23 protein-coding genes, 1 tRNA gene and 1 pseudogene are annotated in these 26,528 nt (G+C 43.2%); 13 read left to right on the top strand and 12 right to left on the bottom strand.

Annotated features, from left to right (window positions below):
- Positions 1–217: 217 nt before the first annotated feature.
- Both rnc and V7K97_RS16095 read left to right on the top strand, forming a co-directional pair.
- On the top strand, positions 218–931 hold the full coding sequence (gene rnc / locus V7K97_RS16100) for a ribonuclease III (RefSeq protein ID WP_334802035.1): 714 nt from the start codon (positions 218–220) through the stop codon (positions 929–931).
- Positions 932–1,036: 105 nt separating this feature from the next.
- A complete protein-coding gene (locus tag V7K97_RS16095) occupies positions 1,037–2,107 on the top strand; it encodes a Gfo/Idh/MocA family protein (RefSeq protein WP_334802034.1) in 1,071 nt (356 codons plus the stop codon).
- Positions 2,108–2,127: 20 nt separating this feature from the next.
- On the opposite strand, the gene V7K97_RS16090 is transcribed toward V7K97_RS16095, so the two are convergent.
- From V7K97_RS16090 to V7K97_RS16075, 5 genes are all read right to left on the bottom strand, one after another.
- A complete protein-coding gene (locus V7K97_RS16090) occupies positions 2,128–3,012 on the bottom strand; it encodes a hypothetical protein (RefSeq protein ID WP_334802033.1) in 885 nt (294 codons plus the stop codon).
- Between the two features lie 330 nt (positions 3,013–3,342).
- Positions 3,343–3,717: a hypothetical protein gene (locus V7K97_RS16085; RefSeq protein ID WP_334802032.1), complete on the bottom strand. Its 375-nt coding sequence runs from the start codon at positions 3,715–3,717 to the stop codon at positions 3,343–3,345.
- Between the two features lie 28 nt (positions 3,718–3,745).
- Complete coding sequence (locus V7K97_RS16080) at positions 3,746–5,470, bottom strand: ABC1 kinase family protein (RefSeq protein WP_334802031.1); 1,725 nt, start codon at positions 5,468–5,470, stop codon at positions 3,746–3,748.
- 384 nt (positions 5,471–5,854) lie between these two features.
- Positions 5,855–6,319: a GNAT family N-acetyltransferase gene (locus V7K97_RS32070; protein ID WP_442936845.1), complete on the bottom strand. Its 465-nt coding sequence runs from the start codon at positions 6,317–6,319 to the stop codon at positions 5,855–5,857.
- Positions 6,320–6,556: 237 nt separating this feature from the next.
- Positions 6,557–9,199: a M1 family metallopeptidase gene (locus V7K97_RS16075; protein ID WP_334802030.1), complete on the bottom strand. Its 2,643-nt coding sequence runs from the start codon at positions 9,197–9,199 to the stop codon at positions 6,557–6,559.
- Positions 9,200–9,750: 551 nt separating this feature from the next.
- Here V7K97_RS16075 and V7K97_RS16070 point away from each other — a divergent pair.
- The 4 genes from V7K97_RS16070 (at position 9,751) to V7K97_RS16055 (ending at position 14,123) form a co-directional block, all read left to right on the top strand.
- Positions 9,751–11,433, top strand: coding sequence for a DUF3352 domain-containing protein (locus V7K97_RS16070; protein ID WP_334802029.1), 1,683 nt, complete (start codon positions 9,751–9,753; stop codon positions 11,431–11,433).
- A gap of 191 nt (positions 11,434–11,624) precedes the next feature.
- Complete coding sequence (locus V7K97_RS16065; RefSeq protein ID WP_334802028.1) at positions 11,625–12,548, top strand: class I SAM-dependent methyltransferase; 924 nt, start codon at positions 11,625–11,627, stop codon at positions 12,546–12,548.
- Positions 12,541–13,509, top strand: coding sequence for a PrsW family intramembrane metalloprotease (locus V7K97_RS16060; protein WP_334802027.1), 969 nt, complete (start codon positions 12,541–12,543; stop codon positions 13,507–13,509). Before V7K97_RS16065 ends, V7K97_RS16060 begins: the two co-directional genes overlap by 8 nt.
- A 32-nt stretch (positions 13,510–13,541) precedes the next feature.
- A complete protein-coding gene (locus V7K97_RS16055) occupies positions 13,542–14,123 on the top strand; it encodes a Uma2 family endonuclease (RefSeq protein WP_334802026.1) in 582 nt (193 codons plus the stop codon).
- A 215-nt stretch (positions 14,124–14,338) separates the two neighbouring features.
- Here V7K97_RS16055 and V7K97_RS16050 read toward each other — a convergent pair whose 3' ends face one another.
- From V7K97_RS16050 to psbD, 7 genes are all read right to left on the bottom strand, one after another.
- On the bottom strand, positions 14,339–15,211 hold the full coding sequence (locus tag V7K97_RS16050; RefSeq protein ID WP_334802025.1) for a 6-carboxytetrahydropterin synthase: 873 nt from the start codon (positions 15,209–15,211) through the stop codon (positions 14,339–14,341).
- Positions 15,212–15,428: 217 nt separating this feature from the next.
- A complete protein-coding gene (locus tag V7K97_RS16045; protein WP_334802024.1) occupies positions 15,429–16,127 on the bottom strand; it encodes a J domain-containing protein in 699 nt (232 codons plus the stop codon).
- Positions 16,128–16,142: 15 nt separating this feature from the next.
- Positions 16,143–17,105: a cysteine synthase A gene (gene cysK / locus V7K97_RS16040; RefSeq protein WP_334802023.1), complete on the bottom strand. Its 963-nt coding sequence runs from the start codon at positions 17,103–17,105 to the stop codon at positions 16,143–16,145.
- A 205-nt stretch (positions 17,106–17,310) separates the two neighbouring features.
- Positions 17,311–17,748 carry an Rrf2 family transcriptional regulator gene (locus V7K97_RS16035; protein ID WP_334802022.1) on the bottom strand — a complete coding sequence of 146 codons (438 nt, stop codon included), beginning with the start codon at positions 17,746–17,748 and terminating at the stop codon, positions 17,311–17,313.
- Positions 17,749–17,991: 243 nt separating this feature from the next.
- Complete coding sequence (locus V7K97_RS16030) at positions 17,992–19,707, bottom strand: iron uptake porin (RefSeq protein WP_334802021.1); 1,716 nt, start codon at positions 19,705–19,707, stop codon at positions 17,992–17,994.
- A 661-nt stretch (positions 19,708–20,368) separates the two neighbouring features.
- A complete protein-coding gene (locus V7K97_RS16025; protein WP_334802020.1) occupies positions 20,369–20,650 on the bottom strand; it encodes a 4a-hydroxytetrahydrobiopterin dehydratase in 282 nt (93 codons plus the stop codon).
- Between the two features lie 898 nt (positions 20,651–21,548).
- A complete protein-coding gene (psbD, locus tag V7K97_RS16020) occupies positions 21,549–22,604 on the bottom strand; it encodes a photosystem II D2 protein (photosystem q(a) protein) (RefSeq protein WP_012409998.1) in 1,056 nt (351 codons plus the stop codon).
- A gap of 332 nt (positions 22,605–22,936) precedes the next feature.
- Here psbD and V7K97_RS16015 point away from each other — a divergent pair, with 332 nt between their 5' ends.
- The 7 genes and pseudogenes from V7K97_RS16015 (at position 22,937) to V7K97_RS32055 (ending at position 26,274) form a co-directional block, all read left to right on the top strand.
- The gene (locus V7K97_RS16015) at positions 22,937–23,209 is read left to right on the top strand and encodes a hypothetical protein (RefSeq protein ID WP_334802019.1); all 273 of its coding nucleotides are present in this window, start codon (positions 22,937–22,939) and stop codon (positions 23,207–23,209) included.
- 13 nt (positions 23,210–23,222) lie between these two features.
- Positions 23,223–23,900 (top strand): ABC transporter ATP-binding protein, encoded by a 678-nt coding sequence (locus V7K97_RS16010; RefSeq protein ID WP_334802018.1) that lies wholly within the window; start codon positions 23,223–23,225, stop codon positions 23,898–23,900.
- Between the two features lie 311 nt (positions 23,901–24,211).
- Positions 24,212–24,763 carry an NYN domain-containing protein gene (locus V7K97_RS16005; protein WP_334802017.1) on the top strand — a complete coding sequence of 184 codons (552 nt, stop codon included), beginning with the start codon at positions 24,212–24,214 and terminating at the stop codon, positions 24,761–24,763.
- A 144-nt stretch (positions 24,764–24,907) separates the two neighbouring features.
- Positions 24,908–24,979 (top strand) — tRNA-Asn (locus tag V7K97_RS16000).
- Between the two features lie 185 nt (positions 24,980–25,164).
- Positions 25,165–25,407 (top strand): annotated as a pseudogene (locus V7K97_RS32065) (aminotransferase class V-fold PLP-dependent enzyme); the annotation flags it as partial.
- A gap of 55 nt (positions 25,408–25,462) precedes the next feature.
- Positions 25,463–25,825 carry an aminotransferase class V-fold PLP-dependent enzyme gene (locus tag V7K97_RS32060; protein ID WP_442938910.1) on the top strand — a complete coding sequence of 121 codons (363 nt, stop codon included), beginning with the start codon at positions 25,463–25,465 and terminating at the stop codon, positions 25,823–25,825.
- The gene (locus V7K97_RS32055) at positions 25,741–26,274 is read left to right on the top strand and encodes a hypothetical protein (RefSeq protein ID WP_442936892.1); all 534 of its coding nucleotides are present in this window, start codon (positions 25,741–25,743) and stop codon (positions 26,272–26,274) included. Before V7K97_RS32060 ends, V7K97_RS32055 begins: the two co-directional genes overlap by 85 nt.
- Positions 26,275–26,528 lie beyond the last annotated feature (254 nt).

Here is a 26,528-nt window from a genome sequence, read left to right as displayed (position 1 = left end):
GTTGGGTTGAACGGCAGTGAAACCCAACATGAACAAGTGGGTTTGATTCTTCAACCCAACCTACCCCGGAGTGCTTTTTTCGGCTTAACCGAGCAGTATTGGGGTTAGCTGACCACATCGTGTTGACTGTAATTTCCGATCCTTTGTGCAGAAATATATTCAAAATAAGCTAAATATAGCGGTTTTCACTCGATTGCCCTCTTCGCCTTGTTATGTAATGCCCCTTGCCTATCCACGCCGTCAACGGCAACTCGAAAGTTTAGTCCAAAAATTAGGTTTGTCGCTAGATGCACCTATAAAGTGGGAACTGCTAGATTTAGCGCTAACTCATCCCACTGTCTCTGATTCGGCAAATTATGAACAACTGGAGTTTGTTGGCGATGCAGTGGTGCGGCTGGTTTCGGCTGTGGTTTTATGGGAAAATTATCCCGATTGTCCAGTCGGGGATTTTGCAGCAATTCGTTCGGTGTTGGTGAGCGATCGCATTCTCGCCCAATTGGCCAGAGTTTATGGTTTGGAGTTATACTTGCTAGTTGCTGGTAGTGCTACTGCTGATAAAGTTGGTCTAGAGTCTCGACTGGCAGATGCTTTTGAAGCAGTTCTGGGTGCGCTTTACTTAAGCACTCAAAATCTGGAACTGATCCGCTCTTGGTTAGATCCCCACTTCCACCAACTAACCACAGAAATTCGCCTCGATCCTGCCAGACTTAATTACAAAGCTGCTCTCCAAGAATGGACTCAGGCACAATTTAAAGTTTTACCAGAGTATCGGGTTGTAGAAGTCAGCCAACCACACCGCAATCAAGAACGTTTTGTGGCTGAAGTGTGGCTGCACGGAAACAAGCTTGGAGTTGGTAAGGGACGCTCGATCAAAACGGCTGAACAAGCAGCAGCCAAGGTAGCTTTTTTAGCAATTTCTAATCCGCAATAACCCTGAACTCAAAAGATTACAAATAAACTCATAATCAGTTGGTTGCCATTAGTTATTTTTTATTTGACTAATGACAAATGACAAATGACAAATGACTAATAACTAATGACAAACCAAATTAAAATTGCTGTCATCGGGGTTGGGCGTTGGGGAGTGCATCTGCTGCGAAATTTCTTAGCACATCCCCAAGTAAATGTAGTTGCTGTAGTAGATCCTCATCCAGAAAGATTAGCGGCGGTAAAGCAACAGTTTAACTTAGGTGAAAATGTAGTATTAACAACCCAGTGGCAGGACTTAAAGCAAGTGCCAGGGCTGACAGGAGTGGCGATCGCCACTCCTGCTACCACCCACTACGCTTTAATTAAAGACTCTCTCCAACAGGGATACCATGTTTTGGCAGAAAAACCCCTAACACTCAACCCAGCAGAATGTCGGGAACTTTGCCACTTGGCACAGCAGCATCATTTAATATTGATGGTTGACCATACTTATTTATTTCACCCAGCAGTTGAGCGCGGAAAAACTGTAGTACAGGCGGGTAAATTAGGTGATTTACGCTATGGCTACGCGACGCGTACCCATTTAGGGCCTGTTCGCCAAGATGTTGATGCGCTGTGGGACTTAGCAATTCACGATATTGCAATCTTTAACGCTTGGCTGGGTCAGATTCCGGTGAAAGTACAAGCAACGGGTACAGTGTGGCTACAGGGAGAGGGGAGTAGGGAAATGACCCACTCCCCATCTCAAGGACTAGCTGACCTAGTATGGCTGACGCTGACATACCCCAATGGCTTTCAAGTTTATATTCACCTGTGCTGGCTGAATCCTGATAAACAGCGACGACTGGGAATTGTGGGCAGCCTTGGCAGCTTGATTTTTGATGAAATGTCACAATCATCACCTCTCACCCTACTACATGGGGAGTTTGAACAGCAGGGCAATCAATTTATTCCTGTGAATCAAAAGCAGGTGGTGTTGGAATTAGAACCAGGTGAACCATTGGGGCGAGTTTGCGATCGCTTTGTTGTCTCTGTTCTTAACAATACTCCGTCAGAGGTTTCATCTGGCTGGGTAGGCACTGAGTTAGTAGAAATTCTTGCTGCTCTGACAGTATCTCTTGAGCAAGGCGGCAAACCTATTTTTGTTGATAATTCTCAAGTAATTATTTCAAAGTAGAAATACCTGACATCTGCTGATTAGCGGTAATAAAAATTAAAGTTACTCAAAGCTGTAAGTCTTAAACACAACGAACGATAGTAATAGCCGATAAATTTATCTAGTTTATGTACCAGCTTTTGGAAAATTGAATTTTTGCGGTATTCAATCGCTTCGTGCTGTTGAAAATATATCAGCGTTTCATCTGGATTTGCTTGTCCCTTTTTGATTTTCTGGCGTTCTATCCAATCCTTGAAATAAACAATACCCTCCATAGCATCCCATCGAACTGGTAATCCAGCCTTAGCAGCAGCTAATCCTATTGCATAACCCTCAGCACCATAAAAACCATTTAACTCACAGTAAAGTGCAATGGTTTCCCAGTGCTTGAGAAATTCGATTTCACGCTCATCTTGCCTTGTCACTACAAATAACATTTCCATCACAAACTGGATACTATTATCTTCTAAATTCAAATCCAGTTTTTGTGCTAGCTTGTTAACAATTTCCAACTCTCTAATTCTTTTTGGCTTGTGCAAGTCATTTACTGAACCAATGTAGGCTTGATTATGTTTGACAATACTCGTACAACTTCTTGCTGTGACTCCAGGAAGATATTTTAGATTTGATGCCACCTTATCCAATATTCTGATATCTACATCAACAAAAATGCAGGTATTAAATAGTAATAATGCTTGGGCAATAACAAACCTTTTATCGTGGTAACAACCAATGCTTTGTTGTTGATGCGAAAAGGCTAAAATATGAGAATATTTACTAAATTCTTGTGGCTTATCTGTTAAGATTACCAACTTGGTTCCAGGTGAATGTTTTTCAATATCTTGAGCTAATAGCAAAGCATGAGAGCGATATCTTTTACCTAAGGCTAAGGTGCAAAAGCAAAATTCTTTTTCTTCTTGACTCATAGCTTATAAAACTCCTTTGAAAAAAATAAAAATTTGCACGAAAAATCGTAAAAGGGTGAGTATTCCTGACTATTCTTTGAGCAGAGATACTACAGTGTATGTACGTAATTTTAACGCGATTAGATATTATTTGTGAAATTTCAGTAAAAAATAAGTATTAACCGCGAGGAAATTATTTCCTCGCGGTAAAGATTTACGTTAATTTGTATGTTGCTGAAGCTTTCTATAGCAATCCTATTTGATTTGTGAAAATCACAAGACTCATATCCCCGACTTCTCTAAGAAGTCGGGGATCTCGTTATTCACGAATGATTTAGGATTGCTATATATCTAAGAAAAAGAATCTAAATCTAAAGATTGCATACCTTCGCGTTCTATAAAGGTCATCATACTTCCCAGCTGCAACCAAACTAATAAACAAGTAAACAGGCTAATTGGTAAACCAACTCCTAAAGCCAAGGAGGAGGGAAAGCCAAATATCTCTAAGCCTGAATACAGAAATAGACAAGTACCGCCAGTTATACCGATAAATGGCACAAGCAGTTGTTTCAGTGATGAACGCGGTTTAGTATTTTCTGTACGTTCGCTTGGCCATTTCTGCACAATTACTTTCAATGTACCAGATAATGCCAAACCAGATGTTAATGCTGCCAAAAAGCCAACAAGTAATAGGAAGTAAGGTGGCTGTAGAGGAAAATAGTACATCAAAACTCCTAATTGATTTAAAGATTTTTTACTTTTTATTTGTTGACTGGTTCTCAGCAAAAGACCCAAGTGATGTTGCTTTTGGCAGGATAGCAGCTGCGCCTTCTCTGGATAACTCTGTTAAAATGCCGATCGCTACATTTAATAAACGATCCGGTTTTAAGTCATCTTTAATCAGGTTCCACACCCGTTGAACATCTTCGGTGTGGAGGCGGTCATCTTCAGTGAGAGCAAGCACCAACTGGCGCCGCAGAAATTTGCCTTCTTCCGACATTAAATATTGAAACCCCATCTGGGCTGTGGGCAATACATCAAAGTTGCTATCGGTGCGAGCGATCGCGATTAAATTTTCTAAACGCTGCCACTGAAATTTACCATCTTTGAACAACACATTCAATAATCGTCGCCGCAATTCGGGCGATTCCCCTGTCAGCAACCGCCGTGCTATGTAGGGATAACCCACTTCCACGATTTTGAAATTCGGGTTGAGGGTAAGGGCAATTCCTTCTTGGGTAATGAGGGAACGAATAATCAAGGCAAACTTTGCCGGCACTCGGAAAGGATATTCATACATCAGTTCCGAAAATTCATCGGTAATAGTTTTGAAGTTAAAATCCTTGACATTTTTGCCAATAGCGTTTCCTAGCACTGCTTCTAATGCTGGCACTATGGGGCAAATATTCGTATCTGGAGTCAGAAACCCTAATTTTACAAAGTCTTCGGCTAGGTCGGTGTAGTCTTTATTCACTAAATGCACTAGGGCATCCACGAGTGCTTCTTTGGTGCTTTCCTCCAACTGATCCATCATCCCGAAGTCAATATAAGCCATCCGACCATCGGGCACGGCAAGCAAATTGCCGGGATGGGGGTCAGCATGGAAGAAGCCATTTTCTAACAGCTGTTGCAATCCTGAGGTAACGCCTATTTGGATGATTGCTTCTGGGTCTAAACCTGCTTGGCGGATGCTTTGAGTGTCTGTCAGCTTAAACCCATCAATCCATTCCAGGGTTAAAACGTGGGTATTAGTGTAACGCCAGTAAATACCTGGAACTTTTATTTGGGGGTCGTTGCGGAAGTCGCTAGCAAATTTTTCGGCGTTGCGGCCTTCATTAATATAGTCAATTTCTTCAAATAACTTCGTACCAAACTCGTCCACAATTAAAGTGAGGTCGTGACCGAGATTTAAAGGCAACCAAGGAGCTAGCCAACCGGCTGCCCAACGCATCAGATATAGGTCGCGGGTGATTACTGGGTGCAAGTTGGGGCGTTGCACCTTGACAGCGACTTCTTCGCCACTCACTAGACGACCTCGGTATACTTGTCCCAAGCTAGCAGCCGCTACTGGGTTAGCTGACAGTTCGCTAAAGCTGGCGTGAATAGGACGGTCTAGTTCAGTTTCGATAATCTGGTAAGCGATCGCATTATCGAAAGGTGGTAACTGGTCTTGTAACTTGATCAGTTCTTCTAAGAAATCTTTGCGTATCAGGTCTGGTCTGGTGGAGAGGGCTTGACCAACTTTAATAAAAGTCGGGCCGAGGCGGGTGAGCATTTCTCGCAACTGGATCGCTCGTTTACCCTTGTTCTGCTCAACTTTATCTTGCCATTCGTCCCACTTCAGATTGAGTATAAATCCTGCAAAGGAGGAGATAATTCTCAGCAGTCGCCCCCAGGCTAGCCAAGGACGGTAACTATAGTAGCGAGCGATCGCATCTGGGTTATAGAGTTTTAGCTGAGTAGGTTGATACTGACCCACGCCTTTTTTTGCCTCTTCAACTGAAAAATTTACAATGATTGTTTTTCTCCTAACCCACAAGTTAGTTGTAAGCTCAGGATGGCGGTAGTCTTTTATCTAAAACAACCAGAACTTTACCCTTTAGGGATAGTGTTTGAGGCGATTTTAGCTGATGTTACTGCCTAGATTTGTTGATCTTTATTCTTAATTATACTTTATAAAACTACAACTAATTATCCAGGTTCTAGACGATTTTATTTTTTCTTAACTTTTATTTATGTTTTTATAAACAATAAATATTTATTTACCTATGTCTAATATATATAAATTTGAATAAATGCGATAGTTAAGTAACTTTATTTACTAGCATTTACATATATCAGTAGTACTATTACTGTCTTAGATTTAATCATTATTAAAGTCAAATGCACGTACAACCATGTTATATCCTCTCTGCATATTAGTTTCAACGAAGCCAACACGGGCATAGAACGAGCGTAAGTCAGGTGGTGCATTAACATATATTGGAAGTGTATCTCTCTGCAAAATATACTGGACTAGATGATTACCTACTCCTCTAAGACGATGGCTAGGTGCAACGTACAATCCCAGTAAAACTGAGTAATTTCCTCGAAAAGCTATTAGTGCAGAACCAATTATTTGTTCTCTATATAATGCGATAACAAGTCGTCTTTCGTTTTCTAGAAACAGATTATATAGAAAACCAAGCTGAAAGAAACTAACACATCCCAAAACAATTAGTACCGAAATGATAAGTATGTAGAACCAATCGTGTAATGGGAATATAAAGCCTATCAATAAGAGAATAATAACTAGTAAAGCAAGCAGAGTCAGGGTATAGGGATTCATGACTACTGTCACTAATTTCGAGCAAGAAGGTTCCTCGTCACGTTCCAAAATCAGTAATCTATAAACAGCCCATCTATCTGTTCGGTTTCTTGCAGGACGAATTATATAGTTAGGTGGAAGAATCAACCCGTGACTCATAACAGAATTATTATTTATGACTGCCATAAATCTGGTAATTGGTAGTGTTTCGCCACAATTACCAATTACCAATTAGCTACTTTTAATGATTATGTAGTGCTATTTAGATTTGGCCTCCAAGTTTTCTAAACGGCTTCTCAATTCCTGATTTTGTTGTTTGAGTTGGTCGAAATCTTCACGCAATTGACGCAGGTTTTTTTCTGAACCAATATTATTTTGCACCTTAGAAATTTCTTCTTCAGCATAGCGACGTACACGCCCATCGGCTGTTTGGTCAATTAGCGATCGCAAAATCCCCACGGCTTTAGGTGTTTCCATTTGTCCTAAGGCTGTGGCTACGGCTACTTGCGTTAAAAAGAAGGTTTCTTTGGCTAGTTCTGTTAATTTTTCTAAAATCCGTTCTAAATTAGCCGGACTTTGACCTACAGAAATCTTTCCTAAAGCGCGAATTGTCGCTAAACGTAGGGGTTGTGGTACACCAAGTTTGGTGTATTCGATCAGCAGATTTAAAGCTGCTTCTGAGGTTTTGAATTCAGCTAAACCAGCAACTGCACCACTCCGCACAACTTCATTCCAACCCGCCTTTTCTTCTAAAACAGATTTCAGCTGCTTTAATACCTTGTCTTCCTTGGGTTTTTCTTCCAAGTTTGCTGATGCAATCGCCCCGATCACACGAGAAGCGGCTGCTTCCACGTAGTAGCTAGGATCGCCCTTTTGGACTAACCCTCTCACAACTTTATAGCTTTCAGCAGTTTTTATTTGAGCAAGTGCTTCCACTACAGATCGCCGCACATAGGCATTTTTATCTTTTAACCCAGCAACTAAACCATCAAAGGCTTGATCTAAATTAATCTGGGCTAGTTGTTTCGCCGCTTCCACACGCACACCCCACAATGGGTCATTTTTTAGGGACGTAGAAACTGCTTTAGTCGCTTCTAAGCCGCCTTTTTTCGCCAAAGCTGCTGCTGCATAAATACGCGAAATCGGGTCGGGATCAAATTCTAACTGTGCTTTTAACTCCGCGATTGGATACTCTAAAGCTACTGTTTTTAGATAATTATTTCCAACATCAAAGCTGATAAATTGGGGCTTATTTTCTAGGGGAAAGTAGAAGCTTTGTTCACGTTCATTCACCCGCACGGTGAAACTTTTGAGTTGGGAGTTAGGAGTTATGAGTTTGGAATTCTTTTTAACTTCTAACTCCTCACTCTTGACTTCTTCTTGTTGGGTATAGCCAAAACCAACAGGTATTTTTAAATCAAACAAATCCTTGCTGCCATTTTTACCTTCAGCAGCTTGGGTTTGAGTTACGGTAATTTTTGCTAAATTAGCATCCCCATCCCAAGAGTAAGCCACTTTAAAATCGGGATGACCACCACGATAAACGTATTGGTCAAAGAGGAACAAAAGATTACGTCCCGTTGCCTTTTCAATCGCCCTGAGTAAGTCTACAGTTTCTACGGTTTTGTGGGCATTATCTTGGACAAATGTTTGGATAGCTTGCCAAAATAATTCATCTCCCAATTGGGCGCGAATCATGTGATAAACACAAGACCCTTTTTCGTAGATGTGGCGATCGTAAAGTTCAATAGCTTCTCGGTAAACGTGTGTTACCATTGGGCGGCGATAACGGCTGCTATCTTCACTTAAGTAACGACGAGCTTCTAATAAACGATAGTAAGCTGCTTCTTCTTGACTATATTCCTGTTCTGTCCACATCACCTCAGAATAAGAAGCCATCCCTTCTTTAATCCAAGCATGAGACCAATGCTTAATCACCACCAAATCACCAAACCACTGGTGCGCGAGTTCGTGGACGACTAAAGCTTCGGTATTGCGGTTATCTAAGGCGGCGCGTTCATCCAGCAAACATCTATCTGTTAACAGGGTTGTGGAAGTGTTTTCCATTCCACCAAAGATGAAGTCATCGACGCAAACTTGGGCGTATTTCGGAAAAGCATAGAGATAACCATATTTTTGGCTCAAAAATTCGATCATTCGGGGAGTTTTGCCCATGCTGCGTTTAGCATCTTCCTCCCTTCCCTTTTCTACATAGTAGGTAACTGGTTTTCCGTTCCACTCATCCCGAATTTCAGCAAAATCACCTACTGCCAAAGTCATCAAGTAGGTAGGATGAACTTGTTGCTGTGACCAATGGTAGATTTTGTAATCACCATCTTCTGTAGTGTTAATCAATTCGCCATTGGAAATAGCTACGAGAGGGTTGGGGACGCGGACGCGAATTTCCGAAGTAGAAAGTTGTCCTGGATAGTCAAAGCAGGGGAACCAAAAGCGAGAGTCTTCGTCTTCTCCCTGAGTCCAAACTTGGGTGGGCTTGTTTGGGTAGTGCTTGTCTGGTTGAATAAAGTAAATGCCGCGTTGGGGTTTTGCCACCGAGTAGGCGATCGCAATCAGCAAGCTTTTACCAATTTGGGTCGCCTCAGAAAGTTGGATAGAAAGCTGTTGGCCGTCATAGTCAAAATTTTCTGGGATCTCGTCCACCTGCACAGACTCGATATTCAGGTTGACAGCATCCAAAGTCAAACGATCAATGCCATTACGGATTGGTAAGAGGCGAATGCTACAAGTGCCCTGATAGCTTTGTTTGGGAATATCCAAGCTGAGATCGAGAAAAATATGCTCTACTTGTCCGGGGCGATCGGGGTTGTAGTGTGGTCTTGCTCCCGGTAACTCAAAAGGTTTGTGTGTGTTATTATCTGTATCAAAATAAGACTTCGACATTGATCCTTACTGACCTTGTAATCCTGAAAAGTCTGGCTTGGTTGGATGTTGTTAAGCAAAATAGCGGTGTCTGTATTTCCCAAATCAACAGGGTAGTATGCAGGTGAAAACTCACCTTTGGGATTGGGGGATTGAAATTAATCTCACGCGAACTTCCGAAGATCGGCAGCCGTTCCTGGGACTTTTTTCCATATCCCTCCCACATTTACTTTTCCTGATATTTTGCACTTTTTTGTCATCGGGTCAAGAGTATCTTGCACCTCGATAGATTCTCATTAAGTGGAAATACTCCTAATTATTCTTATAACTTAGGATAACTTGCTACTGCTGATTAGGCTATTTTGTTTGAGATGAACAGCAGATCATTTGCGGATTTGCGGATCATCCCTTTGAAGTATTTTTGAGAGTAATTATTAGACCGCTAACCTATAGGACTACTAATTTTATCAGTAAATACCGATCAATGAGCGGAAATTATTAATAAATCCGAAAACTCTACAATGACACTTGTATAAATCTCGGTGACAATCTGACCAAAAGAGGATAATAAAATGTCTGAAAGTAAATCAAAGTTTCTCATCCCTGCTGTTGGTGCTGCTGTAGTTGTAGTTGTAGGAGTAAGTATAGCGGCCTATACGTATTTGAAAGGCCCATCAGGAGGTAGCTCAGACGCTCTCGGCAGTGCGAAACTAGTACCTTCAACAGCATTGATGGCAGCTTATATTACTACTGATCCCCAAGCTTGGGCAAAGTTACAACAGTTTGGCACTCCAGAAGCACAAAAGTTAGTGGCAAAAAATCTGGAAGATTTTAATCAGCAAATGTTCAGTGACGGTAACGTTTCTTATGAAAAAGACATAAAGCCTTGGGTTGGTGGTGTGATGATTGCTGTACTGCCACCAAATCCGGTGAAACCAGCACAGTTCAACGCGCCGTCTGGGACGCCTAATGTACCAAAAAATGTACAACAGGAACCGAATATCCTGATAGTGGTGGGAATTAAGGACAAACTCAGTGCCTTAAATTTTGCTAACAAATTGAAGTCCCAAAAAGGGGTGAAATTACAGGAATCTGATTATCAAGGTGAAAAAATTGTCGAAACTACACAAAATGACAAGCCGACATATAGCGTAGTTTTAAATAATAGTCACTTGGTATTAGCCCCCGAAAAGCAAGCTGTAGAAAAAGCAATTGACACATTTAAGGGACAATCTTCTTTTGCCAGTAAAGAAGGTGCCAGCAGCACTCTTAAAGGAGTGGATGTCAAAAACAGCCTTGCTCAAATTTATGTACCAGACTATGCCGGGATGGTACAGCAATTAGTCGCCGGAAATCCGCAGGCAAAGCAGTTACCACCACAAAGCTTGGCACAATTGAAGCAGATAAAATCTGTGGTGGCGGGTCTTGGTGTTGATGATGCGGGATTGCGGTTAAAAGCGATCGCTAATTTAGATCCGCAACTAAATAAATTTCAGTATCAATCAAGTCCTGGGAATATAGTCGGGCAATTTCCGGCTGATACCTTTGCTCTGATTAGTGGAAATGGCATCAGCCGGGGCTGGGAAGCGCTAGTAGAACAGTCAAAAGATTATCCAGAAATGAAGCAAGCTCTAGAACAAGCGCGAGGACAAGTGAAAATTGCCAATATAGACCTGGATAAGGATATTTTTGGCTGGATGAATGGGGAATTTGCCTTTGGTGCGATTCCATCAAATCAAGGGGTATTAGCGAATGTTGGTTTTGGAGGTGCTTTAGTATTTGATACAAGCGATCGCAAAACTGCCGAAGCCACCTTCACAAAATTGGATACCCTTGCCAAAACCCAACGAATCAACGTCGCCAACAGAAATATCGGTGGTAAAGACGTAACTGAATGGCAAATCCCCCAACAAGGAGCTTTATTGGCACATGGTTGGCTGGATCAAGATACAGTATTTGTAGCTCTTGGTGGCCCAATTGCTGATGCAGTTAGCGATCGTAAAAATTCATCTCTTAACAATAGCGACACCTTCAAAGCTGTTACTGGTTCTTTGCAAAAGCCCAACGGCGGCTATTTCTACCTCGATATGGATAAAACTAAAACTGTACCCCTGATCAATAGTTTTATTTCATCTAACGCCGATACCATCACCATCCTGAATTCCATTCGTGGTTTTGGTATTACCGCCACTAGCGCCGATAAATCCACCAGTCAATTAGAGATGTTGTTAGCTCTCAAGCCGAGTGCAAAGTAGGGGATGGGGCATTGGGCATTGGTTATTTCCCATCTCCCTCATCTCCCTCATCCCCCTCATCCCCCTCATCCCCACTCCCCACTCCCCACTCCCCACTCCCCATTCCCCAGAATGTTTTTCAATTTGCATCTAGACTGGCCTCTAGCAACTATGTCATAAGTAGAAAAGGCTCTTCAAATGCAAATTGATTTATGACTGCTGCTGTAAACACTAATCCTGGTTTAGCTTCGCGCTTGGTGAATGGCATACTGGCAATCCAGCCTTTAGCTAACCTAGCCAAGCATCAAGCTAGACAAATGATGATTAAACGTGCCGAGAGAATTGGCGTGCCTTGGACGCAAGAAGTCGAAACACTACAGGCGCTTGATTGGAAGGCCGATTTAGCTCAAGTAGAAAATCCTCAGCTTTCCTACCCCGATTACTACGTCACCTCATTCCATGCCTACGAAACCGGAAATCTCAGTTGGCAAGCCGCTTTTGAGGTAGAACCTGCTGCTTATGCTGTCCACGCTAAGATTTGGCAGGGCACTGAAGAAGCGCAAGGCGATCCCATGCTGCGCCAAAGTTACCACAATATCCTGAAAAGTCAAATCCCCAATCAGCCACAAGACATCTTAGATGTAGGCTGTAGTGTTGGCTTGAGTAGTTTTGCCCTACAAGCAGTTTATCCCCATGCCAAAATTACAGGCTTAGACTTATCTCCTTACTTCTTAGCTGTTGCCAATTACCGCGCGGGGCAACGCCAAGCTAAAATTAACTGGCTTCATGCCCAAGCTGAATCTACCGGGCTACCTGATGCCTCCTTTGATTTAGTTTCCATTTTCCTGATGTGCCACGAATTACCCCAATCGCCAACCCGACAGATTTTAGCTGAAATGCGGCGCGTGCTGCGTCCCGGTGGCTACTTGGCAATCATGGATATGAATCCCAAGTCTGAAGTTTACCAGAAAATGCCGCCTTACATTTTGACATTGCTCAAAAGTACTGAACCGTATTTAGATGAATATTTCGCTTTGGACATTGAGCAAGCTATTGTTGAGGCTGGTTTCCAAACTCCCACTATCACCAGCAATACCCACCGTCACCGCACAGTAATTGCTCAGGTGAGTGGTTGATTTATCTCTACTGTTGTGGGCAGGGATACCACCGTTGCTACTGCTAGGCTACTACTATTGCCGAGTGCCATTTGCCCCACCTCTGTTAAAGTTACTGATGTTCTTTATCATCGGGGCAATATCGGGGATTTTAGCCCTTAGCCTCGAATGGGTTTTTGAAACTCTAGCCAACTCTTTTATAGACTGGCAACAAATCAAACGTTGGCTTCCTGGTATAGCCTTGCGGCAGCTTGTGGAAGTAGGAACAATTGAAGAAGGCTGCAAATTTGCAGCAGTTGTTGTCCCAACCTGCTATCTACAACGCAGGTATCGATTACTTCAGTCTACGGTTTTCCTCTTCACCATCGCCGTTGCCCTTGGATTCACTGCCGAAGAGAATTGGATTTACCTTTTCCACGGTACTGCATCAATCCTTGACCGAACTATTGGCACGCCAGTCCATGCTATGTTCTCTGCGCCTTGGGGATATGCTTTGGGAATTTATATTTCTTCCCATAGTCGGTTAAATCGAGACAAGAACTTCATTTTTAGTACTTGGCTAAATTCTGTAATCTGTCACGCCCTAGTTAATGTCTTATCTAGTGCTTGGGGTTACTCATTACCCCTACGTTTGCTGAGTTATGGTTTATTTCCGTTTCTGTTGTGGATGTTTTGGCGATTAGAACAATTACTGCGAAAAGTGCAAGGTAAATCTGTAATTACACTAATTTCAGACCGCATAATCCAGCACCGTTACTGGCAGAGGAGTTTAGTGCTGTTTGCCCTCGTGCTGGGTGGAAATGCAATTTTTGGTCTGTTTCTCTTGGCCAGTAAAATTAGTCCTTTGAGTCCGTCGAAGCTTTTTGACACTGATATTTTGTGGTTTATATTTAGTCGCTTTTTACTAAATCTCTTTTTCGGAGTTTTAGCTTGGGGCATTTATCGCTATTTGCGACATTCCGCTCGTCGTCGGTATTTTTAAAATATGATTTAAGAAAATGCTAGGGGGTTTCTATGCAAACAACTCCAGTGCGTTGGACGACTGCTGACTTAGAGCTATTTGCTAGCGATTCTCGTTCCGAGACACTTTGTGAACGCCGAAATCGCTATGAGATTATTGATGGACAACTATTTGTGACTAAACCACTTAGTTGGAATCATCAAACAAGCTGCGTCAATATTGCTACAGTTCTTAAGATTTGGTCAGATGAAACTGATTTAGGTAAAGCTGCGATCGCACCTGGAATTATTTTCTCAGATTCTGACAATGTGATTCCTGATGTGGTGTGGGCAAGTCATGAACGGTTAAAATACTTGCTAGATGAGGCTGGACACCTGACGGGCGCACCTGAGTTAGTCGTAGAGGTTCTGTCACCCGGTGAAAAAAATGAGAACCGCGACAGGGAAACAAAGCTAAAGCTGTACTCAGTGCAAGGGGTTCAAGAATATTGTATTTGCGATTCTATACAGAAGAAAGTTGAAGTTTATCGTCGTGAACAGGCTGCATTAAAGCTAGCAGCGACTTTATTTAGTCAAGATGAACTCACAAGTCCTTTGTTACCTGGTTTTAACTGCTTAGTTAGTAAACTTTTTTAGCTAGGCATTGGGCATTAGGATGCTATGAATTCCCTATGAATTCCCTATGTCACACGATGTGCAACTTAATTCTTAGAACCCCACTTCCATTCCTCTCCCCCACTCCTGAGAGGCTTTAATTCTTGCTCCCCTTCCCTTGTAGGGAAGGGGTTGGGGGTTAGGTTTGAAAGAAAGTTGAACATAGCTTTATGTCCTATGCCTAAGTTTCCAATTACCTAAACTCGTGCCAATACTGGCTGATTCACGGCTGGGCTGACTGACTCTGATTCTGACTCCGTGCAGTAGATTTCGCAGGAGTTATTAGGGCTTTCAATCAGTTTTACTTTGTAAAGTTTAGCTCCCAATTCTTGAATAGGCGATCGCAGTAAATTACTAATATAAAGTGCGATATTCTCAGCAGTGGGCACAACTTCGGCAAAGTAAGAAATGTCTTTGTTTAAAAAGGTGTGATCGAATGGCTCTACCACATAATCTTCTACAGCTTGATTTAGAGCAACTAAATCAATAATCATCCCAGTACGTGGGTCAATTTTCCCTTTGACAGTGACTTCTAGATGATAATTGTGTCCGTGACCGTGGGGACGAGCGCACTTACCATAAATCTCAGTGTTTTCTTCATTACTGAGATTAGGATGAGCTAGCCGATGGGCGGCGCTAAAGTGAGTACTGATGGTGAGGTAGGCTTCCATTGCGTTTCCCATATAATCTGCCCAAAGTTCAGGATGTTCAAATAACTGCACACGGACTAAAGGCAAATGGGGTGCTAGTTTCTGCCAGATAATCCGTGCAATATTCTCAGTAGTGGGCAGAGTTTGTTGAAATTCTGCCCACACATCGTTGATATAAGAGAAGTCCAATTGACTGGTAACTTCCTGTTTAATTACGTGTTTCACATCAGACAGGTTCAGCACCATGCCATATTCATCCAATTCCCCGGCTAGAGAGATGAATAAAACATAATTATGTCCGTGTCCCGGAAATCTAGAGCAAGCACCAAATTTCTCAATATTCTCGGCTTCACTCAGTTCTGGCAACCAATAACGATGACTTGCTGAAAACTGGGCGCGGCGATTAACAATACATTGCATGAGTACACTGGGAGCAGAATTTAAAATTTCTTAATCTTTTTCTGTTTCCAGGATAAACTAATTTCTCTGTCAGTGGTTAGGGGAATCAATACTTCGGACAATTTTAGAACGATACCGAAAGCCTTACAGGGTATTCTCTGGCAAAAAATTTGGAAATAGTCGAGGTATTCATTTAACTCATGTACCGAAATTATTGGTTAAGAATAAATGATGCGTATCAAACAGACGCTTGGGCCTCACAGTGTAATCCCGTAGCTATGCGGAATAGTTCTTGACCAGTGTGTAAATAACGCTCATCGTAGCTCAAAGGAAAATAACCTAACTCTTCGAGTCCATCTGCTACTTGATCGAGGCTGTAATAGAGGTGAGCCGCCGTTCTTGCTAAACTAGGGGGATTTGGCAAAGAGCGAAAAGTAATTTGTGCCTGCTTGAGGTCATCTCGACAGCTTTGTAAATATTCCTGAAATTCATCTAACAACTGATCATCAAAGGGATCGGCGGCTAATTGATCCATTTGTTCTTCTAACGAATAAAGAATGTTACAAAGTAAGCGATTAACTGGTTGGTAAACTTGGCGCAGCCATTCTTCAACCTGCTCATCAACATCCCGTCCGGTTTTTCGTCTTGTCTGGTAATGCTTTTGCGCTGATGCTGTACGCTGTTGGCGATCGCTATTTAATTTTTGAGGGTCATCTTGCAGTTGTTGGTCATAATTACGGCGATTTTGGTTATCGCCTAAAACCTCATAAGCTGCATTGATGCGGATAATCTGATCGCGATCGGCACTTTCCTGATTACTGTCAGGATGAAACAACTTAACCAAGCGGCGATAAGCTTGCTTAATCTCTGCAAGGCTTGCACTTGGACTAACTTTGAGAGTTTCGTAATGGTTAGAAACGTGCTTATAATTGACCATTAATTCAATGTATCGTTAGCTGACGCTAGCGGCTAACCTTGCCTCCAAATCTTGGAACAACGGTGTACTCAAATACCTTTCACCAAAACTGGGCTGAATCATCACAATTAAACGCCCTTTGTTTTCTTGACGTTGGCCAACGCGAATTGCTGCACATAAAGCAGCACCACTGGAAATCCCAGATAGTAGTCCTTCATCTTTTGCCAAACGCCGACTGTAGGCGATCGCTTCTTCATCAGTGACGGTAATCACTTCATCAATCAATTTTATCTTTAATACTTGGGGAATAAACCCAGCGCCAATTCCCTGGATTTTGTGCGCCCCTGGTCGTCCCCCAGATAAAACTGGGCTATTGGCTGGTTCAACTGCGATCGCTTGACAACTAGGCTTACGTGCTTTAATCACTTCTGCCACACCACTGATCGTACCACCTGTGCCCACTCCTGCCACAATTATATCTACTTGTCCATCGGTATCTTCCCATATCTCCAGGGCTGTAGTTTCTCGATGCACTTTTGTATTGGCTGGATTGCGAAACTGCTGCAACATATAGGTATTTTGTGTAGTATTAACCATCTGCTGCGCCCTCTGAATTGCTCCACTCATGCCTTCCATCCCTGGTGTTAATTCCAGTTCTGCTCCATAAGCCCGCAACATTGCCCGACGCTCTCCACTCATCGTCTCTGGCATGGTTAGAATTAATCGATAACCCTTAGCTGCTGCTGCCATTGCTAAGGCAATTCCTGTGTTTCCAGACGTGGGTTCTACCAATATTGTCTTCCCAGGAGTAATTAGCCCCTCCTCTTCGGCGGCGTTAATCATACTTACCCCAATGCGGTCTTTGACTGATGCCGATGGGTTCATACTTTCCAGTTTCACCACAATTTCCGCAACACATGCTTCTGTTTGAGGAATGCGGTTCAACTGCACTAGGGGTGTACGACCAACTAGTTCTGTAATGTTACGAGCTATTCGCATAATTTAGTCCTTAGTTATTAGTTATTAGTTATTAGTCGAATGGCACGCTTGTAAAGCCCAAAGTCTTGTGTTACCTGGTTCCCAGCCTCCAGGCTGGGAACCAGTCAGGGAAAGGGCTGTATCTTAACTTAGTGCCATTGAGTTATTAGTCATTGGTCATTTTTTGATGAATAATGACCAATGACCAATGACTAATGACTCTTGACTAAATGTAGTACATGATATCCAACTGCCGCAGGGAATCTCGTTTTTCACAAAGATCCTGGAGCGTATATTTTTGCAACACTGAATTTGCCGCGCGACTTGCTTCTTGCCAAATTTCTTCTATAACCGAACTGTCTACCGTTTTGGAATTAACCTTTTCTTCACCAGTCCGCGCCTCTAACCCTTCTAAACATTCCAAAATCTCAAAAAGGATGATTTTTCGAGGTTCTCGCGTTAATAGATAGCCACCTTTTGATCCGCGCTGACTCTTAACTATACCCCCACGCCTCAAGGTTGCTAGTAGCTGTTCCAAATAGCGATCGGGTATATTTTGTCGTGCTGCAATTTGTCGAATTTGCAACGGTTCGCCACTTTCGTAATGAGCGGCCATCTCTAATAATGCCAGAATTGCGTATTCCGATTTACACGATAGTTCCACAAGCAGCAATAAGTTAGGGGTTAAGTAGGAGTTAGGAGTTATTCAATTTAGATTTGAGATTTTTCCTTCAATCTAAAATCCAAAATTCAAAAGATAAAACCGTCCATAACTCACAACTCCCAACTTTTCTAGTATACTCCGGCTAACCACTGGGGTTTGTTAGTTGCTGCTATGGGCAACAAAAAGCCCCGCCTAATGGCAGGGAGAAATAGAATTCAAAATTGTCAGTGGATAGTCAACACTCTAGAAGGTGAAAGTTGTTCTAAGAGTACCGATAATCGCATCGTCGTTGGCGCTACTCTGACCAGGAGAAGTCAACCAGATTACACCAGGGGTGATTGAGATGTTATCTGACACACGATACTTGTAGAAGCCTTCAAAGTGATATGGTACATTATTACCAGTAAAACCTGGTCGGTTAAAGGAATAGGGTTCTGCACCAGCAAAAATACCTAGAACGTTACCCTTTTTACCCAAATCAGGTAAGGCTACTCCAAGACCGTAGCTCCAAGCGTTATAATCATCATTTTGACCGAAGCCGGTGACCTCGTGGTAGGAGACGAAGCCACTAACTGATAGCTTTTCGCTGGGTCTAAAGGCAGCCTCTACACCGTAGGAATTACTTGAAGATGGGCTGATAACACCTGTTGTATTATTACCTAAAAAGTTAGCTTGTTGAGTACCTACTGCAAAAGCTCCATTTGGCGCGGAAGTTGAGTTGAATAAAGCACCACTTGCGCTATATCCGTGAACGTAGGTAGCAGCTAAAGCCACGCGATTGCCAACACTAAAGTTCAACTGTCCTAAAGCAGCATAGTCGCCGTTAATCAGACCTTGACTAAGACCAGGATTATTAGCTTGCGATGCCAAGTAACCCGCAGTGATTGAGCTATTTCCCAGGATGCCGCCACCTTTACCAAGTGGTACATTGAGCGCTATACCTGCACCGCCACCAATCCGATAGATGGGACTTTCAGAAGCAAAGGTAGATAAAGCGCCGTTACCACCGTCAGTTTTGTCAAAAAAGTAAGGGTTGTTGACAGCCGCATACTGGCTATGCTCTCCACCACTAGCTGCAATGTAAACGTTGGCTGGGCCTATAGGAACTTCATAAGTCAAGCGGTCTATACTGACACTGTTGTTACCATTGCCAGCACCAACTTGGAATGTTTGTGTGCCTTCAGCACCAACGTTATTACCATTTAGTGCAAAGCTTTGTGCATTACCAGCAGCAAGACGGGTGTGTAACACGTCTTTACCTGTGAAGCTGGTTTGCAAGTCTAAACGTACCCGATCTTGGAAGACCGTATTGTTGTTATTGCCATTAGCACCACCAAACACATCAGTAACGCCAAAAACGGCTTCACCGACTAATTTTGTAGTAGTGGAGAACTGATGAGCTTCCAATTCAGCAGTCCGCGCTTCTAGGGAATCTACGCGACCGCGTAGGGTTGCCAATTCTGCGGAGAATTCTTCTTGCAACCGTTGTAAGGTAGCTAAATCTTGTTTAGTCACCAAGTCAGATGTTGCTGTGGCAATCAATTCATTAACCCGATCCAAACAGGCGTTCAAACCGGCGGCAAATTCATACCGAGTCAAAGCACGATTACCGCGATAAGTAGCATTGGGATAACCTGCAATACAACCATACCGCTCAACCAAGGACTGCAATGCTTGGAATGCCCAGTCGGTGGGTTGTACGTCGGAAAATTGAGAAACCGATGTTACTTGAGACTGAGAGTTATTTTGGTTGCCTTCGTTACTGTAGCGGTTAACTTGATCTATCGTTGTTTGAGCCAATACATCTGGCTGTTGGGCAACTTCCGTTACACCCGCTTGTTTGGCTGATGATACTTGAGTGGTTGTGTTTGGAGCCGCAATTGCTGTTGTCGAAACTAACAATGCTGCTCCCAATACTGCTGGGCTAACCACTAAGGATTTCCACAATAGATTAGACATCTTTTCTTTACTCCTCACACCTTGTTTAGACAATTGGCTTCGTTACACCTAATTCTCAAAAATGCCACATCTCATTGAAACCTGTGGATGAGGCATACTCGCCAATACTACAATTCTAGTTTTTGCAAAGCTAATAAATGATTAACTTCGGGTTAAAAGCCTATGGGATTAACTTATGCAAAAACATATCTTCATATCATAACATTATAAAACATCTGATCTAGATGGCAAGATTGGAGCGATCGCCTTAACAACTGTCACACCTACTGGTCTAAATATCTAAGCAGGGAGTAGTCTTGGGGTCATTCGCTCCGACTGGGCTAAATTGCGGAAAGTTTTAGACACTTAGCAGCTTGTCATCAAAATCGCTTCTTGCGCTTCGCTTTGGCGATGATTAGAAATCGCACGCCAATCAGAACGCACTAACTTGGCGATACAAAAGTAGGCAAAGCCTTCTCGTAGCTTAGTTTGCCTGGTTTTATTGGATAAACACCAAATCAGGAATCAAGGTTTTTGAAACCCGCATAATCCAAAGCAAAACCCGTAGCTCTACTCTTAAGCAAGCTACGGGCTGCATCTCTCCCAGGAAAAGGATAGGTGTGTTTTGTCTATGTATTAGTGATTTTCAGTCATCGTAATGCAAGATATCAGAAGAAATCACTTAGTTGATTTGGGAAATCGCTCCCGCCACATCAAAATCTGGTTGCGTCAACCCGCCTGCATCATGTGTTGTGAGTGTAATCTTCACTTTGTTGTAGGAAATCTCTATATCTGGATGATGTGCTGCTGACTCAGCCGGCTCCACCAGTTTATTGACAAACTCAATTGATTCGATAAAATCCTTGAATGTCCGGGTAATGTGCAACTTGGAGTCTTCAACAGTCCAACCTGACAGTACCTTTGCCTGTTTTTGAATTTCCGCTTCGCTGAGTAGTTGTGCCATCTCAAAAAATTCCTACTTATATATCTGTTATGTCTGTTACATTTTTCATCCGAAAAAGGCAAACCCCTTTTTTCTCCACACAAAAGTATGGGAGGATAGCCTAATACCGCAGGGCGTAATTCCAAATTCCAAATTCTAAATCAATGCAGCGTAAGCATTTCATTGATTTGGAATTGGTGGTTTATTTGCGCCGTGCTGTACTATTACATAATGTGTGCATATTTAAATCACACTTGGGGGATAGATGCTATTGCTCACATCGGAATCACATCGGAATCAGACCCCAAGGTTTGATGCAAGATATTTTTCTTTTTAAGAAAACTTAAACGCTTTGGTTTTGCCCAACCCAGGCATTGCGATCGAAATTTTCAAAACAACCATTGATAAAACAAAAATCACCCATAAAAAACTATCCGCTCTGATTTAGATCGGTTGATCTAAGTCAGAGCGGTCTAGCGGGTCTTCAGGTTGCAACCAGACTGCCGGAAGGAACTTCTAGCTTGCCTAGCTACTTGAGCTAACTTAGTATCTCAAAGATGACTAAGGCTAACTTTTAGAGAACAGCCCCGGCACACAGCCGGCTAACTGCAACCTGATGACCCATGCATTTACTACTTTCTATCATGGGCATCACCTCCTTATTGCCTAAGCGGTCTTAGTTTTAAAAGGGCAGAGTTTTTACTCTGGGCTTATCACCTTCATCTAAGATAACACATAAATTTAGAGATGTTAACCATATCCATATATAAAAATCTCCCGCCTTTTGGTGGGAGATGACTGGAGAATGGAGAATATTGACACTTTATTAGCTGATGTCAAGGAGATTATTTAATCTGGGTGGTGTCAATTTTTGGGAACCACAACCCTAATTCAAGGCATGGTCGGCTTTTATTAATTGTTAGAGAGCGTTACCACGAGGTAGAACTTCCTCAGGGAATACAAATTGTTCGTGGGGTTGATCTTGAGGAGCCATCCAAGCGCGGATACCCTCGTTCAGCAAAATGTTTTTGGTATAGAAGGTTTCAAACTCTGGGTCTTCCGCCGCCCGCAATTCTTGGGAAACGAAATCATAAGCCCGCAGGTTGAGTGCTAAACCGACGATGCCGACGGCGCTCATCCACAAGCCTGTAACTGGCACAAACAACATGAAGAAGTGTAACCAGCGCTTGTTAGAGAAAGCAATACCGAAAATCTGTGACCAGAAACGGTTTGCCGTCACCATTGAGTAGGTTTCTTCCGACTGGGTGGGATTGAAGGCGCGGAAGGTGTTAGCACCATCACCGTCTTCAAACAAGGTGTTTTCGACTGTTGCACCGTGAATGGCACACAATAAAGCACCACCCAATACACCAGCAACACCCATCATGTGGAAGGGGTTGAGTGTCCAGTTGTGGAAGCCTTGCAGGAATAGCAGGAACCGGAAAATTGCCGCTACGCCAAAGCTGGGTGCAAAGAACCAGCTTGATTGTCCCAAGGGGTACATCAGGAATACGCTGACGAATACGGCGATGGGAGCGGAGAAGGCAAGAGCGTTATAAGGACGGATACCTACTAGACGGGCAATTTCAAATTGCCGCAACATGAAGCCAATCAAACCGAAGGCTCCGTGTAGGGCCACGAATGGCCACAAACCACCCAATTGGAACCAACGGGTGAGGTCGCCTTGGGCTTCTGGTCCCCACAACAGCAATAGGGAGTGTCCCATGCTGTCGGCGGGGGTGGATACTGCCACTGTCAGGAAGTTAGCGCCTTCTAGGTAGGAGGAGGCTAATCCGTGGGTGTACCAAGAGGTGACGAAGGTGGTGCCGGTCAGCCAACCGCCTAGTGCTAGGAAGGCGCAGGGAAATAATAGTATCCCTGACCAACCTACGAATACGAAGCGATCGCGCTTGAGCCAGTCGTCGAGAACGTCAAACCACCCTCTACTGGGGGCGCGTCCAACTGCGATGGTCATTAGAGCAAATCTCCAAATGTTTATAAGTACAGGTTGTATCTGTATTATAGATGGCTAGATGAAAGCCTTCCATAAGCAGAAAGTTAACCGGGTTGTTAACCAAGTTTACAATTTTTTACACACCTTTAATCATATTAGGTGTAAATCGCTAATTTTTCTAGGGCATTTGTAATAAAAATTAATTTTTTATCTAGAAGAGGCGGGGAGATGAGGGAGCAGGGGAGGCAGGGGGAGAAGAATTAATAACCAATGCCCAATGCCCAATGCCCATTTCCCTAGAATCAGCCAGCTGACGCTAAAATGAGTCCACAGTTAAATTTGATTATTGCTAAATGTTTACCATCGATTTAAGCATCAGAAACACTGCTTTCCCTATCTCGGTACAACGCAAGTCAGCAGAGGATGCTGAGGCTGTCTATCAGCTAGTTTTGGCAGCAATCCGTTCTGGGAACCCTGACATTGTGGAACTCAAGTGCGAGGGTAAGACAGAGAAAAAAATTGCTGTCCGCGCTAGTGAAATTTCTGGGGTGCAGATTGTTCAGAAAGATGGTACAACCCCTGGCGGTGCCAGACCACCTGGATTTTTCGCTGTAGCTGCTGAGTAACCAAGGTTGACAAATGGTTCAAGTGGGCATTGAGGTCAAGGATTTAAATTTCAGTTGGCCTAATGGGGAGAAGGTGATCAAATCTTGCTCTTTAGAAGTGCCCAAGGGTGAGTTTTGGATGCTCTTGGGTACAAATGGGAGCGGGAAATCAACGTTACTCAGACTGCTGGCGGGGTTATTAGCTGCTGAATCTGGCGAAATTCGGGTTTTGCACCCCGTTGGCTTTGTCTTCCAAAATCCGGATCATCAACTGGTGATGCCAACGGTTGGTGCTGATGTGGCTTTTGGATTGGTGGAAGAAAAGTTACCACCTGCTGCTATCAGAGCCAGGGTTGAGGAGGCGCTAGGGGCGGTGAATTTGCTTACCCTGCAACGACGGCCTATCTATGCACTCTCTGGGGGACAGAAACAGCGAGTCGCGATCGCCGGTGCGATCGCCCGTCGCTGTGAAGTCTTATTATTAGATGAACCCACTGCCTTACTAGATCCAGATAGCCAGTTGGATTTAGTTGCTGGTGTCCGCCGTCTTGTCAAAAGTCGAGGTATTACGGCCCTGTGGGTAACACATCGATTAGATGAGTTAAATTACTGTGACGGCGCTTTCTTGCTAGAAAAAGGCTCTCTGGTTGATAAGGGTGAAGCCCAACGCCTCAAACAACGTCTAATGGAGGTAGACAGCGAAGCCTCTTAATTAACTGCCCAGTGCTGAGTAACGAGTGCTGAGTAAAAACTACTCAGGATTTTCACACCCGGTACATACTCCTGCCTTGATTGGGTGGTCTTTTAACTCAGTACTCTTCATTCTCACCAATACTAAAAAATAACTGCAACGCGCCTTTTAAATAAAGGCGCGTTTTAAGTTGGTGGGTCTGTCTGAAATTTGAGCTTTGTGAGACTGCCGTATTTTTTATTCTATGTAGCATAGTGTTACAGACTATGCATCAATTATTATAAAACTTATGAATGAATTTTGTTAACTCTAGAAAATTGTGATTAAAAACCATGTCCCGTTCCTTACTCCAAGCTGTTTTGTTGGTGGACGGCTACAATATAATAGGCGCTTGGCCTTGCCTTAAAAAAACGCGTGATAGCGTTGGACTAGAGGCAGCACGGGGCGAACTTGTGGAAGCGATGACTGGTTATAGCGCGTTTCAAGGTTACACAACTCAGGTAGTTTTTGATGCCCAATATCAAAACACCTCTAGTAATAAAGAAATTATTACTGAGCTTTTATCAGTTTATTACACTGATTTTGGGCAAACAGCAGATACTTATATTGAAAAATCCTGCGCTTCTTTTCGCCACCAAATAGCTCAATCTTTGATTTCTCGTGTGATTGTTGCTACATCAGATCGGGCACAACAGTTGATGATCCAAGGTTATGGGGCTGAATGGTTGTCGGCACAACAACTCTGTGGCGAAGTGGAAACCACCGTCTGCCGGATGCGACAAAAGTATCATACGCGCAAACAATCTAAGAGTAGGTTTTTAGCTAATGCCATTGATGCTAAGGCGCGGCAACGTCTGGCTGAATTACGAATGGGATTACAGTAGATATTTAGTATTTAACAGTCTCTGCTTAAGTTCCTGAATGGATTTTGACTGTAAAATTTCTACAATTAAGCATCTCAAAAAAAATATTTGCGAAAGTACTTGCCAAATTCTATTTTTAGCCCTAAGATTATAAATCGTGAGTGATCCTCAGTAGCTCAGTGGTAGAGCGATCGACTGTTAATCGATTGGTCGCTGGTTCGAATCCGGCCTGGGGAGTTGATCAATTTTGGATTTCAGATTTTGGATTCTAGATTAGTAATCTATGGTCACTTGACTCGTCTGTGACCTTTCTGAATCATGGGTCTTTTGGTGCTTGTCGTAAACAAGTGCTGGAGTTTTAACAACGTTTGCGTAGACGCAAAGCGGCTTGTCGTTAGACATCGCAGTTAGAACAGGAACCCATACGCTTTTTTGGTAGGGAGTGGGAACCCCTGTTAGACGATGCCAGAAGTAAGCTGGCGGCCTTTGTGGGGGTTGATGTACAAGATTTGGTATTTGTCCTTAATGCGACGACTGGCGTTAATTCGGTGTTAAGGTCGCTGGTATTTTCACCAGAGGACGAGATACTTACAACTAGCCACGAATATAATGCTTGCCGCAATGCACTTGATTTTATTGCCAGTCGCACAGGTGCGCGGGTGGTAGTGGCCAAAATTCCTTTCCCTATTGACTCGCCACAGCAAGTAATCGCAGCAGTAATTGAACGAGTTTCACCAAACCCGATTAGCACTTTTGGATCATGTTACCAGTCAGACAGGGCTAATTTTCCCAATTCAAAAGTTGGTGCAGGAGTTGCAACAACGGGGTGTAGATATATTGGTAGATGGTGCCCATACACCTGGAATGATTTCTCTGAATTTGCAAGAAATTGGCGCAACTTATTACACCGGGAATTGTCATACAGCACTTCCGGCAGCTATGAGGTACATCCTAAAAGCTGAAAGCGATGATAGGAGAGGGGCAAGGAGAAAACTATATTGCATAATAGCCGGAAGCGCTGTAAATGGCTGTGTGCGCCCAAAGGGGCAGCATTTTTGTATGTGCGACGAGATAAACAGTTAGAAATTCGTCCTTTAACAATTAGCCACGGGACAAATTCGCCACGCACTGATAAAACCCGCTTTCAGTTGGAATTTGACTGGACAGGTACAGATGATCCTACAGCTTATATGTGTGTGCCAGAAGCGATCGCTTTTATGGGTTCCTTGCTACCTGGTGGGTGGACAGAATTGAGACAGCAAAATCATCAACTACTGTTGCAGGGAAGACAGCTACTTTGTGAAGCGCTGGAAGTGCAGCCGCCTTGTCCAGAGGAGATGATTGGTTCAATGGCGGTTGTGCCATTGCCCACGACTTTGGAAAACCGCGATTTCATGTCTATACATGATGAGTTGTTTGATAAGTTTGGTATTCAAGTGGCGGTAATGCCTTGGCAGGAAAAACCTCGGCTGTTGGTAAGGATTTCAGCGCAGATTTACAATACTTTAGAGCAGTATGAGTATTTAGGATAAGGTGTTAAAGGGCTTGTGCTGTTAATCTACTTTCAGCAAACTGGCGATCGCAACTTTCGTCATGCTGTACTAGTACTGTTAAGCGTCTACTCACTTCCTGAGAAGTTGTGCTTACAAACATCACTACTTTTTTTTACAAACATGATACACCACTTTAGATAAACCGATTGGCGTAAAGGTTACTATCGGTTCCTTTAGCGGCACAGATCACCTGAGTTGTCCCTAATGAGGCACAACTAGGATCAGAGGTAACT

Origin of the sequence: Nostoc sp. (assembly GCF_036917815.1) — a bacterium.
In the GTDB taxonomy this organism is placed as follows: Bacteria; Cyanobacteriota; Cyanobacteriia; order Cyanobacteriales; family Nostocaceae; genus Nostoc.
Note: the sequence above shows the minus strand (reverse complement) of the source record. Positions and strands in the feature narration are given on the sequence as shown.